This is a genomic window from Rummeliibacillus pycnus (genome assembly GCF_044359855.1).
GTDB lineage: Bacteria > Bacillota > Bacilli > Bacillales_A > Planococcaceae > Rummeliibacillus > Rummeliibacillus pycnus_A.
Genome location: NZ_CP132291.1, coordinates 1,984,991 through 1,999,398 on the forward strand (window position 1 = coordinate 1,984,991; position 14,408 = coordinate 1,999,398).

At 34.9% G+C, this 14,408-nt stretch carries 16 protein-coding genes and 1 riboswitch; of the genes, 8 read left to right on the plus strand and 8 right to left on the minus strand.

The genetic code is table 11. The annotated features are described in order from the left end of the window. Positions 1 to 61 precede the first annotated feature (61 nt). Entirely contained in the window at positions 62 to 1,963 is a 1,902-nt protein-coding gene (locus tag Q8X41_RS09735) for a heavy metal translocating P-type ATPase (RefSeq protein ID WP_397540015.1), read from the plus strand. Between the two features lie 94 nt (positions 1,964 to 2,057). Here Q8X41_RS09735 and Q8X41_RS09740 read toward each other — a convergent pair whose 3' ends face one another. Beyond that, positions 2,058 to 3,059 carry a YihY/virulence factor BrkB family protein gene (locus Q8X41_RS09740; RefSeq protein ID WP_397540016.1) on the minus strand — a complete coding sequence of 334 codons (1,002 nt, stop codon included), beginning with the start codon at positions 3,057 to 3,059 and terminating at the stop codon, positions 2,058 to 2,060. Positions 3,060 to 3,086: 27 nt separating this feature from the next. Next, positions 3,087 to 3,449, minus strand: coding sequence for a YtxH domain-containing protein (locus Q8X41_RS09745; RefSeq protein WP_397540017.1), 363 nt, complete (start codon positions 3,447 to 3,449; stop codon positions 3,087 to 3,089). 176 nt (positions 3,450 to 3,625) lie between these two features. Here Q8X41_RS09745 and Q8X41_RS09750 point away from each other — a divergent pair, with 176 nt between their 5' ends. Then, on the plus strand, positions 3,626 to 3,850 hold the full coding sequence (locus Q8X41_RS09750; RefSeq protein WP_397540018.1) for a DUF1128 domain-containing protein: 225 nt from the start codon (positions 3,626 to 3,628) through the stop codon (positions 3,848 to 3,850). 201 nt (positions 3,851 to 4,051) lie between these two features. Here the strand turns inward: Q8X41_RS09750 and motB are convergent, their stop codons facing one another. Together motB and motA are read right to left on the minus strand one after the other, a co-directional pair. Further along, positions 4,052 to 4,870, minus strand: coding sequence for a flagellar motor protein MotB (motB, locus tag Q8X41_RS09755; RefSeq protein WP_397540019.1), 819 nt, complete (start codon positions 4,868 to 4,870; stop codon positions 4,052 to 4,054). Next, the gene (motA, locus tag Q8X41_RS09760; RefSeq protein ID WP_397540020.1) at positions 4,854 to 5,657 is read right to left on the minus strand and encodes a flagellar motor stator protein MotA; all 804 of its coding nucleotides are present in this window, start codon (positions 5,655 to 5,657) and stop codon (positions 4,854 to 4,856) included. The genes motB and motA overlap by 17 nt, the downstream gene beginning before the upstream one ends. A 195-nt stretch (positions 5,658 to 5,852) precedes the next feature. Here motA and Q8X41_RS09765 point away from each other — a divergent pair, with 195 nt between their 5' ends. From Q8X41_RS09765 to Q8X41_RS09780, 4 genes are all read left to right on the plus strand, one after another. Continuing rightward, complete coding sequence (locus Q8X41_RS09765; RefSeq protein WP_397540021.1) at positions 5,853 to 7,085, plus strand: aminopeptidase; 1,233 nt, start codon at positions 5,853 to 5,855, stop codon at positions 7,083 to 7,085. Positions 7,086 to 7,264: 179 nt separating this feature from the next. Further along, positions 7,265 to 7,405 carry a hypothetical protein gene (locus Q8X41_RS09770; protein WP_397540022.1) on the plus strand — a complete coding sequence of 47 codons (141 nt, stop codon included), beginning with the start codon at positions 7,265 to 7,267 and terminating at the stop codon, positions 7,403 to 7,405. 244 nt (positions 7,406 to 7,649) lie between these two features. Further along, the gene (gene mreBH, locus Q8X41_RS09775; protein WP_397540023.1) at positions 7,650 to 8,648 is read left to right on the plus strand and encodes a rod-share determining protein MreBH; all 999 of its coding nucleotides are present in this window, start codon (positions 7,650 to 7,652) and stop codon (positions 8,646 to 8,648) included. Between the two features lie 84 nt (positions 8,649 to 8,732). Further along, positions 8,733 to 9,293, plus strand: coding sequence for a beta-class carbonic anhydrase (locus tag Q8X41_RS09780; RefSeq protein WP_397540024.1), 561 nt, complete (start codon positions 8,733 to 8,735; stop codon positions 9,291 to 9,293). Between the two features lie 175 nt (positions 9,294 to 9,468). Here Q8X41_RS09780 and Q8X41_RS09785 read toward each other — a convergent pair whose 3' ends face one another. Then, positions 9,469 to 10,014, minus strand: a complete 546-nt coding sequence (locus Q8X41_RS09785; protein ID WP_397540025.1) for a GNAT family N-acetyltransferase — start codon at positions 10,012 to 10,014, stop codon at positions 9,469 to 9,471. Between the two features lie 76 nt (positions 10,015 to 10,090). Then, positions 10,091 to 10,861, minus strand: a complete 771-nt coding sequence (locus tag Q8X41_RS09790) for a polyphosphate kinase 2 family protein (RefSeq protein ID WP_397540026.1) — start codon at positions 10,859 to 10,861, stop codon at positions 10,091 to 10,093. Between the two features lie 189 nt (positions 10,862 to 11,050). On the opposite strand from Q8X41_RS09790, the gene Q8X41_RS09795 reads away from it, so the two are divergent. Further along, on the plus strand, positions 11,051 to 11,779 hold the full coding sequence (locus Q8X41_RS09795) for a tryptophan-rich sensory protein (protein ID WP_397540027.1): 729 nt from the start codon (positions 11,051 to 11,053) through the stop codon (positions 11,777 to 11,779). Positions 11,780 to 11,826: 47 nt separating this feature from the next. Here the strand turns inward: Q8X41_RS09795 and map are convergent, their stop codons facing one another. Further along, on the minus strand, positions 11,827 to 12,579 hold the full coding sequence (gene map, locus Q8X41_RS09800) for a type I methionyl aminopeptidase (protein ID WP_397540028.1): 753 nt from the start codon (positions 12,577 to 12,579) through the stop codon (positions 11,827 to 11,829). Between the two features lie 245 nt (positions 12,580 to 12,824). Next, positions 12,825 to 13,385 (minus strand): energy-coupled thiamine transporter ThiT, encoded by a 561-nt coding sequence (gene thiT, locus Q8X41_RS09805; RefSeq protein ID WP_397540029.1) that lies wholly within the window; start codon positions 13,383 to 13,385, stop codon positions 12,825 to 12,827. A 121-nt stretch (positions 13,386 to 13,506) separates the two neighbouring features. Further along, positions 13,507 to 13,612: riboswitch (TPP riboswitch) on the minus strand. A 280-nt stretch (positions 13,613 to 13,892) separates the two neighbouring features. Here thiT and Q8X41_RS09810 point away from each other — a divergent pair. Then, positions 13,893 to 14,249, plus strand: coding sequence for a DUF4870 domain-containing protein (locus tag Q8X41_RS09810; RefSeq protein WP_397540030.1), 357 nt, complete (start codon positions 13,893 to 13,895; stop codon positions 14,247 to 14,249). The last annotated feature ends 159 nt before the right edge of the window (positions 14,250 to 14,408 follow it).

The following is a 14,408-nucleotide window of genomic DNA, read 5'->3' on the forward strand; positions in this document are numbered from 1 at the left end:
GTAGAAAACACCTATATATAAGGGTTTTGATATTGATTTTCATTATCAGGAGGGATTATAGATGGAATTAGTAAAAGAGAATAGTTATCATCTAATTGAGAAAACTAAGGAGCACTCAGAACTTATAGCAGCGCTATTTTCTGGTGTTTTAATCTTAATTGCATGGTTACTAGGTAAAAATGATGAAACTACCGCTTCAATTATCTTCTATTTATTAGCATTCATTATTGGTGGGTTTGCAAAAGCTAAAGAAGGCGTTGAAGAAACAATTGCCAATAAAGAACTAAATGTTGAGTTTTTAATGATATTAGCAGCTATTGGTTCTGCTATCATCGGTTACTGGACTGAAGGCGCTATTCTTATCTTTATATTTGCAGTTAGTGGCGCATTAGAAACTTATGCGATGAATAAAAGCCATAAGGAAATCTCAGCTTTAATGGATTTACAACCAGAGGAAGCATGGCTAGTAAAAGAAAATGGTGAAATCGAACGTGTGGCTGTTAGCTCACTCCAATTGGGAGATCACTTACTAATCAAACCTGGTGAAAGAGTACCAACAGATGGTGTTATTATAGAGGGTGCTACCTCAATCGATGAAGCCGCTATTACTGGTGAATCGATCCCTGTTACAAAATTAGTTGGTGCAGATGTATTTGCAGGCACTGTCAATATGACAGGTGCTGTTACAATGGAAATGACTAAACCAAACTCTGAATCATTATTCCAAAAGATTATTGATCTTGTTCAATCTGCCCAAAGCGAAAAATCCCCTTCACAACAATTTATCGAACGTTTTGAAGGTACGTATGTAAAATGTGTTTTAGCTGTAGTTGCTCTTATGATGTTTGTCCCTCACTTCCTTCTTGATTGGAGCTGGACAACAACATTCTATCGTGCAATGGTCTTATTAGTTGTAGCTTCACCTTGTGCGCTTGTTGCTTCTATAATGCCTGCTACATTATCAGCAATTTCAAACGGAGCACGTAACGGTGTCTTATTTAAAGGTGGTTTACACATTGAAAATTTAAGTGTATTAAAAGCAATCGCTTTTGATAAAACAGGTACACTTACAAAAGGTAAACCAGTTGTTACTGACTTTATCGTACGTGAAGCTGAAGATGAACAACAAATGCTATCAATTATTGCTGGAATTGAAGCAAAATCAAACCATCCTCTTGCCCAAGCAATTACTTCTTACGCTAAAGTACGTGGTCTTGATTCATTCGATCAAGCACAAATTGAAGATGTACCTGGTTGGGGTTTAAAAGCAACTGTGAACGGTAATGCATACAAAGTTGGTAAATCCGAGTTTGTAGGGAGAGATGATGCTTTTGCTTTCGCTGAAGGAATTGCCCCTAAACTTGCTGAAGAAGGTAAAACAGTAGTCTTTTTAGCAGATAATGATGGCATTGTTGCTCTTGCTGCCATGAAAGATACGGTACGTGAAGAATCCAAAAAAGCTATCGCTCTATTGAAAAGTTTAGGAATTCATACTGTTATGTTGACAGGTGATAATGAAAAAACTGCAAAGGTAATCGCAAAAGAAGCTGGTGTTGATGCTTATATTGCTGAATGCCTACCTGAAACAAAAGTTAATCATATTAAAGATTTAATGAAAACATACAATAATGTCGGAATGGTAGGCGACGGTATCAATGATGCACCAGCCCTAGCTACATCAACAACAGGTATTGCTATGGGAGAAGGTACTGACGTTGCACTCGAAACAGCAGATGTTGTTTTAATGAAAAACGACCTTTCTAAAATTGCTTATGCTGTAAAACTTTCACGCAAAATGCAAACAATCGTAAAACAAAATATCATATTCTCAATTTCTGTGATTGTTTTGCTTATCATTTCCAACTTCTTACAAGCAGTAGATTTACCACTTGGTGTTGTCGGACATGAAGGCAGTACGATTTTAGTTATTTTAAACAGTATAAGATTGTTAAAGAAGATTTAATTCTTCAAATATGAACGTCTATTGATGAGCAAGATCAATAATCAAATTAAACAGAGCCTTACAAAAAAGACTTCTCGCAAATTGAGAAGTCTTTTTATCTATTTTTTTTCTTCTTTTCTAATAGTTCTCTTCGCTGTTGCATAATGGCGTTCAGTTGACCACCCACCATTAATATTATTCCTGTCACATATAGCCATAACATGAGAATGATAATCCCACCTATACTACCATATGTAGCTGAGTAATTTGCAAAATTATTTATATAATAAGAAAAGACATATGATACGAAAAGCCATGCGAACGTAGAAAATAATGCTCCTATTATCACACTTCTTAAATACAACTTTATATTCGGCATAATCCAATACATCAATGTCAGAACAATAAAGATTACTATAGGAGGCAAGATCAATCGGAACTTATTCCATACTACTAAAAAGTCTGCCTCGAATCCAAACACTGAAAATAAAAATAGACCAATTTGTTTCCCGAATACGGGAAGGACAAGCGCTACTACAATTAATACAATTAACATTAAAGTAAACACAATAGACATAAATCTGGCAATTATAAAAGGTCTTGTTTCAACTTGGTTATAAGAACGATTCAATGATTTCGCCAAAGCATTTACGCCATTGGATGCGGACCAAATCGTACCAATCACCCCAATTGATAACAGCCCCCCATTACGATTTCCAAGTACCTCTGCAAGCGTTCCTTCAATCATTGTGTACACTTGTCTCGGCAGAACTTTCTCTATAATTTTATAAATTAGATCTGTAGGAAGATCTAAAAAAGGTAATAATGTCATTAAGAAGATTAACAAAGGAAATAATGATAACAAAAAGAAATATGCTAATTGTGCGCCAAAACCAGTAATATCCGCATCTATCAATCGTTGAAAAAATGCCAATATAAACCCCTTTGTCCTCGTGACATCATATTCCTGATTTAGCTTATCCTTTTTTCCTACATGCATAAGTTTCATCTTATTAAAGATTTCAGAAGATTGATTTCCTCTATTAGTTGACATCGTTTTGGAGTTTCTAGAAAGCTTATATCTATAATGCTTTTTACGTTTTCTATGTTTCTCCATAAGGGATCCCCCCTTTGTATGAGTAACTTATAGATGGATAACTGATTCAGAAGCGGGAGTGTTTTTTTCTTTTTCAATCCCAGCAGCGAATACCTCTTTTGTCTCGATAACTATATCTTTAACTTGTGGAGTAAGTTCTTGAATTTCGTTTATTTTTTCCAAATAAAAATCTTTGTCATGCATAAAAGTTTTATACATAGATTGGGCTCTGCTTGTTGTAGACTGGATTTTATCAATTAATTCTTCAGGATTATATGCAAAATACTGCACATCAATTACAAAATGCTTAACCTTTTTCGTTGTAGTTTCACGAGTACTTCTATCCAACATACTTAACGCTGCTCCCGCAACTGCTCCTAATGCAATACCTTTAACTAATTTGTTAGACATATTTATCCTCCTCCAAACATCTATATATATTATTATACCCCACTACTTTACATGTAAAACAGTTTCATTATGATATACTACTCTTTAAAATTTTTAGCAAATGGGAATTGACATTCATAAGCCATCGTGAAATGATACTGTAGTAAAAGAATGGAATAAAGGTAGGAGGAATCCCTTTGAATCTTACACAACCATCTACAGAGAATGTAACTTTCATGATCGAAGGAATTAAAGATAAACTTCGTATGGTTAATGCAGATGCGATGAAACCAGAACATTTTAATACAGATAGCTACGAAGATTTAGTTTTCTTGTATGAAATGGTAATGAAACGCGAAGCTTTTAGTCCAAGTGAAATGCAAGCGATTGTAGCTGAACTTGGTTCTTTACGTAAAGATTAATAGCGGAACACGCTCTTTCAGCTTTGTGGTCAGATGTTCTTTACGCGAAGAAGCACTTTTTGCCTCACAACGGAAAGGTTATCTGGCTCGAAAAGCTAGCGCGTGGAGCTGGATAGTTTAAATCTGAACGCTATCGTTTCAAGTGAAATGCATAAATAAGCATATAAAAAGGTATATCTCTCTAGATATACCTTTTTATTATTATTTTGTTGTTGTCTTTTCTTTATTATCTGTTTTGTTTAATGCATCCGCCTGGTTAGAAGGACTTGTTGGTGTACCGTCTTTTTTCACTAATGGTTGAATTAGTACTTCTACTCGACGGTTCTTTGCACGTCCTTCATCTGTATTATTTGAGGCAATTGGTTTATTTTCTCCATAACCTTTTGCACTAAAATAAGCTGAATCTAATTTTGGATTATTATCTACGATTAGTTTCAAGAAATTTACCGCTCGCATTACACTTAGCTCCCAGTTAGATGCAAACTCACCATTGCGCTCTGGAACATTATCTGTGTACCCTGTGATCACTACATTTCTTTTAGGATCAAATACTAGAAGTTTTGACAATTCCTTTGCTGTAGCCTTGTGTTCTTCTTTCACATCTGCTTTACCAGGATCGAATAACACACTATCTCGAATAGTAACAAGAAGACCCTCATCAGTTAACTTTGTTTCAAATTGTTTTTCCAACTCGTTTACAGCTATAAAATCGTCGACTTTCCCTTTAATTTTCGAAAGTGATTTTTGATCCTCTAAATAGGCTGAGTTTTTGCTATTTGATATACTTTTTGGGTCTGTTGGATCTACTGGGGAAGGATATTCCATTACCCCACTACCTCCATCAAACATAGCATTAAACGCTGCAGATAATTGACTTAACTTTTGAGCATCTACTGAGCTAGATGCAAATAATACAATAAATAATGCCAATAATAGTGTAAGAAGGTCGGAATAGGGAAGCAACCATGCCTCTGACATTTCTTCATCATGTTTTTTTCTTCTTTTAGTCTTCTTTGCCAAGGCCGCTCGCCCCGCTTTCATCCATAATTTGTTGGCGTTCTTCTTTTGTTAAGTATGAAGCAAGTTTTTGTTCAATTACGCGAGGAGCCTCCCCTTCTAAAACTGAAAGAATCCCTTCAATCATCATCATTTTTTGACGCGCTTCAATACTAGATTTACGTCTAAGCTTATTAGCAAACGGATGCCATAAAACGTAACCTGTAAAAATCCCTAGCAATGTTGCAATAAAGGCTGCAGAAATGGCGTGCGCTAATTTGTCTATGTCACTCATATCTTTCAGCGCTGCAATTAAACCAACAACTGCCCCCAGGACACCTAATGTTGGAGCATATGTACCTGCTTGAGAGAAAATCTGTGCACCACTTGTATGACGATCTTCCAACGCTTCCACTTCTTCAGTTAATACATCGCGAATATAATCGGCATTTTGACCATCAATGGCTAAAGTTAAACCATTTTTTAAGAAAGGATCATCAATTTCAGAAACTTTACCTTCTAAAGCTAGTAATCCTTCACGACGTGCTAAATCAGCCCATCCAGAAAACATTTTGATGATTTCTACATCACTCACTAGCTTTTGCTCCGTGAATATGATTTTGAATAGTTTTGGTATTCTTTTCAATTCACTCTTAGGAAACCCAATTGTTATTGTTGCCATTGTCCCTAAGATAATAATTAAGATTGCTGCTGGGTTAAGCAACGCATCTGGAGTCACACCTTTAAAGTACATACCCACAACTACTGCTACGACGCCCATTATTAGACCCACAACTGATGATAAATCCATTTTAGTACCTCCAAAGTCGTCATTCTTGTTATTATTTCGGTTATTTTTTCCCAATGTTAATATTCTACTTTGAACAATAGCTGATATTTGACGAAAATCTGTAAAAAAAGTAGAAATGTATATCAATTTGTCATATTTGCTTAATTTTTTGAAATTGCTACAATTATCTTAGTATTCAAAAGGGGGCATTTTTTAATGAAAACATTTCAAGAAAAGTTAAATAGTTACGCTGAATTAGTCGTTAAAGTAGGTGTGAATATCCAACCTGACCAATACTTATTTATCCAAGCTACTGTGGATAATGTAGAATTCGTTCGTCTTGTTACTAAAAGAGCGTATGAAGCTGGTGCAAGAGAAGTATTTGTACATTACTCTGATGATGTATTAAGTCGCATGCATTATGACTTTGCTCCAGAAGAGGCTTTTGAATTTTTCGCACCTTGGCATGCAGAAGAAAAAAATTGGCTAGCCGACCACGGAGCTGCATTTATAACGATTAAATCTCAAAGTCCAGATTTACTAAAAGGTGTTGATGCAAATCGTATCGCTAAACAACAAAAGGCATCTGGAAAAGCTTTAAGTCTTTTCCGCCAAGCCACTCAGTCGAACAAAGTAAGTTGGACAGTTATTGGCGCTCCATCACCTGAATGGGCAGCAAAGGTCTATCCTCAACTTCCACAAGTAGAACAAGTACCCGCTTTATGGGAAGCCATCTTTAAAACTGTACGTGCAGACATAGATGAACCATTAAAGGCATGGGAAAAGCATCACAAAACATTGCATGAAAAAGTTCAATATTTAAATGATAAAAAATATCTCAAGCTTCACTACACAGCTCCAGGTACTGATTTAACAATCGAATTGCCTAAAGGTCATATATGGAGTGGCGGTGGTAGTGTTAACCAATCTGGCAAAGCTTTTATGGCAAATATCCCTACGGAAGAAGTTTTCACTGCCCCCTATAAAGAAGGTGTAAATGGCTATATATCTTGCACTAAACCACTAAGCTATGGTGGTAATATTATTGATCATTTTACAATTACCTTTGAAAACGGACGAATCGTCAAAATCGAAGCACAAGAAGGCGAAGAAGTTTTAAAAAATCTCGTAGCTTCTGATGAAGGTGCTCATTATTTGGGAGAAGTTGCACTAGTACCACATCAATCTCCTATTTCAGCATCCGGTCTATTATTCTATAACACTTTATTTGATGAAAATGCATCCAACCATTTAGCAATCGGAAGTGCATACGCCTTCTGTATTGAAGATGGCACGAACATGACGCAAGAAGAATTATTAAATAAAGGTTTAAATCGTAGTATTACCCATGTAGATTTCATGGTAGGTTCTGGTGAAATGAATATCGACGGTATTACTGAAGATGGTAAAATTGAGGCTGTGTTCCGCAATGGTAACTGGGCATTTTAACATCAATAAATGTTGCTATAAATAACCATTTTCTTTTTCATAAAACGTGTTATGATGATAGTGTTCTATAATTCATATAAAGATTTTATAGAATTCATATTTTAGCCTTATTTAAAGTGCTAAAATCATGTATACTATTAAATAACGAATATTTTTAATTTTAGGGAGGTTTATCGATAATGGCTTCATTTATTGCCACAGTAGGTGGAATGTTTGGTTTACTCCTAGTATCAGGTGCATTATTAATTCATTATTTAAGAGTTGGTCTTGACTCTTCTACTTCTCATATCGTCGATCCAAAACCAAAAACTAAATTTTAATATGAAAGAGCTACTTGCAAAATGCAAGTAGCTCTTTTTTAAATTTCCCTCACAATTATTTAACATTCCTATAACATTCAATGCCTTTTCTACTATATTCTTTCCATTATTTAATGTTTTATCTCAACTATCTATTCATTTTATTATGTAATGATTGTTATATACCATAAAATAACATACTTTAATAGAAAGATATAATTTATACTTATATAACCTGAGGTATTTAGAGGAGGAATTTTTACGTATGTTTTCGACAACAGCAATCGGAATCGATCTTGGCACAGCCAATACGTTAGTATATACAAAAAGTAAAGGAATTGTTTTAAATGAACCATCAGTTGTTGCGTTCAATATAAACACAAATGAAATCATCGCTACTGGATTAGAAGCAAAAGAAATGGTTGGTAAAACACCAGTATCTATTAAAGCAATTCGTCCATTAAAAGACGGCGTTATCGCGGACTTTAATATGACAACAGCAATGATTAAAGCCATGATGGAAAAAGCCTCAAAAAAAATGGGCACTTCCCTACGCAAGCCTAATGTGGTCGTATGTACACCATCTGGCGCGACTTCTGTAGAGCGTCTTGCTATTCAAGATGCGGTTAAACAATGCGGTGCAAAAGAAGTTTACTTAATCGATGAACCTGTCGCTGCTGCAATCGGTGCAGAACTCCCTGTCAGTGATCCAATAGCAAGCGTTATCGTAGATATAGGTGGCGGTACAACAGAAGTCGGAATTATTTCTTTTGGAGGAATCGTTACTTCTAATACAATGAAACTTGGTGGCGACCACATGAATGAAGAAATTATTCAATTCGCTCGTAAAGCATTTAACGTATTAATCGGTGAACCTACTGCTGAGAGAATTAAACAAGAAATCGGCTATGCACTAATTGAACATTCATCAGAAACATTGGAAGTTCGTGGGCGTGATATTGTTACTGGTCTACCAAAAACAATTACAGTGTCTTCTCTTGAAATTCAGAATTGTTTAAAGGAAAGTCTATTATCTATTTTAGAATTGATTGGTAGAACATTAGAAACTTGCCCTCCAGAATTATCTGGTGATATCGTAGATCGTGGTGTAGTTCTAACTGGTGGTGGCTCTCTTTTAAAAGGTATGACAGAGTGGCTTTCAATTGAATTAGCGGTACCTGTACATTTAGCTACTGACCCACTGGAATCAGTAGCAGTAGGTACAGGAAAAGCATTAGATACAATTCATTTACTAAAAAAATAAAAAATTCAATATTTGCTTTTGGGGATAGTTATCTTACAATTAGTAATGTAAGGAAAGGGGAATTGGGAAAGGAGAAGTGATAGCGTGTCTATAATAAATGATATTCTTACATTCAATGAATCCTTTGTGGATGAAAAAAAATATGAACCTTACATTACTAGTAAATATCCTGATAAACGTTTTGTAATTTTAACTTGTATGGATACCCGTCTTGTCGAATTACTACCTAAGGCCATGAATCTTCGTAATGGTGATGTGAAAATGATCAAGAGTGCTGGTGCAATTTTAAACCATCCATTCGGAGGAATTATGCGAAGTTTACTTGTCGCAATTTATGAGCTACAAGCAGATGAAGTTTTTGTAGTAGGTCACTACGACTGCGGTATGAGTGCAGTTGATCCGAATAAAATGCTGCAAAATATGGTAGAGCGTGGTATTAAACAAGAAACACTAGATGTACTTAATTATTCCGGAGTAGATTTAAATCAATGGTTACACGGTTTTGATGACGTACAATCTAATGTTCGTAATAGTGTTGAAATGATCAAAAACCATCCATTAGTATTAGACTCTATTCCTGTTCATGGTTTAGTTATTGACCCAAAAACAGGTCATTTAGATGTCGTAGTAGACGGTTCTAAATAATGCAAGCTATTGTGCACGGCTTGATGTAGCAAAAAGCGATTTTCTCAACTTACGAGAAAATCGCTTTTAATTATTTATCGACATATTTCCTGGGAAATTCGACAACTTTTCTCTACATTCCATTGAAAAGTTTGCGAAAATTACTTTTCCATCTCCGCCAAGCGGCCTTTCCCTTTCAATAATCTTCCTCCATTAAGGCATATAAATAATGATCTTGCCATTTACCGTTAATATACAGTAACTTTCGTAATAATCCTTCTCTTATGAATCCTGCTTTCTCTAATACACGTACAGAAGCTACATTTTTGGGAGAAACATATGCTTCTAAACGATGAATACATAAATCTTCAAAAGCAAATTTTGAAACGAGTGAAAGTGCATCGGAAACGATTCCCTTTCCAGTATGCGCTTCATCCATTGAATAACCGACAAATGCACTTGAGAATGGTAGACGTCTAATAGAATATACTGAAATATGCCCAATGATTTCAGTCGTTCCAGAAGCAAAAATACCAAAACTATACTCACGATTTGCATGCATCTGTCTAATAGATTCTTGAATTTTCTTCGTTTGTATTTTTTCCGTGTAATATTCAGGCGGATGTAATGGCTCATGAATAGACCAGTATCGCATATTACGAGTAACCATTTCTGTATATGACATTACATCCGCTATTTCTAATGTACGTAAATAACAACGCTGCCCCTCTAAAAAAACCATACTAACCATACCCACCCTTTGTGATAGCATTGTGAAGCTATTTGAGTTACTTCATACAGCTATATGATGTTTATTATTACACTTCTTGTGTTATAGCCTCAGCAGGATCTGTAACTTGTAAACCGCGACGTTCACATTCTTTTTTTACATGTTTAATCGTTTCCTTTAACACTTGAATACGCGCATATTTTTTATCATTGCCTTCTATTAAGATCCAAGGTGCATTTTTTTTATCTGTTTTGTCAAACATATCATTAGCTGCTTCAATATAAAGTGGCCATTTATCACGATTACGCCAATCTTCATCTGTCAGTTTCCACATTTTATATGGATCCTCTTGACGTTCTTTAAATCGATTTAACTGTTCCTCATTTGAAACATGAATCCAAAACTTCATCAGGATGAAATGATCATCCGTTAATAATTTCTCGAATTGATTGATTTCTTCGTAAGCACGTCCCCATTCAACCTTAGAAGCAAATCCCTCAATACGTTCTACAAGAACCCTTCCATACCATGTGCGGTCAAAAATTCCGATTTGACCACGAGCAGGAAGTTGTCTCCAAAAACGATATAAATGATTATATTTTAATTCATCTTGAGTTGGTGCAGCAATTGGATGTACCACATATCCACGTGGATCTAAACGTTGCGTTAAACGTTTAATAGCTCCACCTTTTCCCGCTGCATCCATACCTTCAAATCCAATGATTAAGCCAATATTATGATTAAATAAAAATTGTTGAATGTTGAGCATTTCGAATTGTAGCTCTTTTAGCTCTTTTTTGTAGGAAATCTTTTCATCTAACTGTTGATCTAAATTCATATTTTCTATGTGCTTGGTCATCTTTATCTTCTCCCTTTTTTCTTCCATATTACTATATTACTGCAAAGTTCACTAAAATGGTATTTGTTGTTGGAGCAAAACGATTGTATACTTAAGAATGACTGATTTTATATAATGATTTTAGTTTTTAACAACTTGTAATCGATCATTAGATTTGTTTAGAAATCTAATCTAAAGGAGGAGATTTTATTGGGCAGACTGTTAGTCGTTACAATTGTTTACATCGCAATGATTGTATTTAGCACAGCTGCTAATATAATTCCACTAAATGGTCATACAACAAGTGAAATCTCCAACAGCTATACTGTCCTATTTAGTCCAGCAGGGTATGTTTATATTATTAGGGTATTTATTTATATTATTTTGGCTTATTGGATTTATCTATTATGGAAAAATCCCCATAGTGAATATCATATTAGTTTAACGCAAATAGTCTTATTTGTAGCAAGTTCGATATTTAATATGTTATGGATTTACTTGTGGCATTATGAATATTTCACATGGTCAATTGTGGCAATCATTTTTATGCTCCTGTCATTAACAGGTTTGTATTTTACATATCCTGCTTGGCATCGTTCATGGGGCGGACGATTACCAATTTCGATGTATCTTGCTTGGGTTAGTATTGTAACTTTTATGAATATTGCCTTTCTATTTACTCATAATCATTGGAACGTCTTAGGGCTTAGTGATCCACTATGGGCCGTTATTATGCTTACATGTGGAACAGCGATTGCATTGCATATACGATTCCATTACGATGATATACTATTCCCTATCGTTTATATTTGGGCTTATATTGGAATTGCATTTAAAAATGGCTTTGAAGAATTGCTTGTTACGACTGCTGCTCTGTTCTTAAGTGGTGTATTAGTGGTCGGTATTATTTTTATTAAAAAACAAAAGCCCTCTGAATAAGTACGTTCAGAGAGCTTCCCGCACCCTGCTAATTAGCAGGGTGTTTTTTAATCAATTTTTGTTGTAATAATTGGTTCACCATTTGTTACAATGATTGTATGTTCAAGTTGTGCTACAAGTGATTTATCTGGAGTGATAAAAGTCCACCCATCACCTGCTTCTACAATGTGTTCTGCTTTTTGTGAGATAAATGGTTCTACAGCTAAAACCATTCCTTCTTTAAGAATTGTACGTTCCCAGGCATCAAAATAATTTAACACGTATTGTGGTTCTTCATGTAGTGAACGGCCAACACCATGTCCAGTTAAGTTCATAATCACCGCTAAGCCATGATCATGTGCTTCACGTTCTACAGCTTTACCGATTTGGTTTAGACGAGAACCTGCTTTTACTTTTGTCATCGCACGATCAAATGCACTTTGAGCGACGTTACAGATTTTTTGAACTTCCGGTAAATCAACTTCTCCTACGATAAATGAAATACCCGTATCTGCATAATAACCGTCAACATGACCTGATACATCAATATTAATCAAGTCACCGGCTTTTAGTTTATGATGATTTGGGATACCATGTGCAACTTGTTCATTTACACTGATACAAGTGTATCCTGGAAAATCATATTCTGCTTTAGGTCCTGATACAGCACCTTTTTCTTCAAATAGGCGACCAGCTAGGTCATCTAATTCTTTTGTAGTTACACCTGGTTTTGTTGCGGCTTTCATTGCATCTCGAATTTCAGCCATTGCACGACCAGCTTTCAATAAAGCATCTATTTCTGCTTGCGTTTTTGCAATCATTTCTAACGATCCCTTCTAATTAAATATCTACACTTAACTATACCACAATTTTACGTTAAGCCGTTCTTATAAAACCTTTGCTTACGGATTCTATTGCTATCATATTATACTTTTTGGAAATGTTTACGATTACCATATTATTTAGAAATTTAATAATACACTTATGACTTTGTGACTCAGATTTATTCTTGAAAAAATTTAATGAAAAAGCCTAGCCCCATATTTTGGTGGCTAGACTTTTAGTTCTATCGTTTTTGTTCCAATAATCGAGGTGCAGATGTAAATAGTAGTGCTGCAACAATAATCGTTAAAATGATTGCAGGAATCATATATGAACCGTTATAGATAATGGAATACCAATAGACATTTTGTTTGCCAGCATACTCTGCAAAAAAGACAATACCTGATACAGTATGTGCAATATAACGTAACATTCCCCCGATAAATGTTCCAATTGAAATATATAATACCATTTGCTTTTTGCTTTCCTTTTTGCTCGCATTGATTATTTTATTTCTCATCACTCCTGCTAAACCAACTGCTGTAAAGGCAAAGAAATAATCAATAAAACCTTGTAGAGGTGTAAAAATATAGCCCCCCATTATTGCTTGTAACCCTCCCACTAGAAGCCCTGTTATAAGACCTGCTATTGTGCCCCAACGAAATGCCATCAACACAATTGGCACCATTACAAGGCTAATGGAACCACCTTGTGGCCATAGTTTAAAGGATACTTGGTCTAAAACTAGACCGATCGCTGCAAAAACAGCAATCTCAACCATCATTAATAATCGTTTGTTGTTCAATTTTCAAATCCTCCTTAGTTCCGATGTAGATCACATAAGCCCAAAGCCTATTCTAGAAAACTTACCGTTAGAGATTTCACCATAAAAAAACGACATCAGGATAGCCCTGACATCGATATAAGTCGGTTTCTATCCACATTCCTACGCAAGTATTAACTCACAGGTTCAAAGGGTTAGAACTTCGGGTTCACTCTCAGCCGTCCATTACGGCTCCCCTTGTGGTCGATACATCATTAAATTTTATTGAACACATTTATTTTACTTAACTAAATATCGTATTTCAATGTTAATTATCCAAAAATTAGATAATTAGTTTATATGTAAAAAGGTATTACGTTTTAATATTCGGCACATTAAAGATGAGAAGAAATACTTTAAGGGATTGATTTTAAAAATTTTACTATGATTAATGTTTAAATATTGATTTAAAACGATAAAATAAATTAAGTATAACTCGAATCTTTTGCCCATTATTATACGTATGTATAGTAAATGGAGGTGTCAATATTGGATAATAATCGCGTACTGTCATCCCTTTGTTATTTCAGTATATTTTTTGCCGGATTTATATTACCATTAATCGTCTATTTTGTATCTACAGATCAAGATGTAAAAAGGCATGCAAAACGTGCATTTATCTCTCATCTACTGCTAATTATTCCTACTATTTTTGGAGTAATATTATTTATTGCTACCATAGCAGCAAGTCCTTTCAGCTATGAAATGAACATTATGAATGAGTCATCTGGTAACGGTACATTCTTAGTAATTTTATGGTTTGTTTTTGTGATTGTAGAAGTAGTAATATCACTTGTAGTTTTTATTTGGAATGTTATTCAAGGAATTAAAGTACTTAGAGCTTAAGCGTTCAATTTTATGGGTATAGTATGAAATAGAAAAATTTCTGGAATGGAGTGCTACTATATGCAAGTAAGAAAAGTTGTAAAAGCAGCTATTAAGCTAGCTCCAATTGTTTATCCAATCATCATAAAAGCAATTGATTCTAAAAAGAAGAAGACTCCT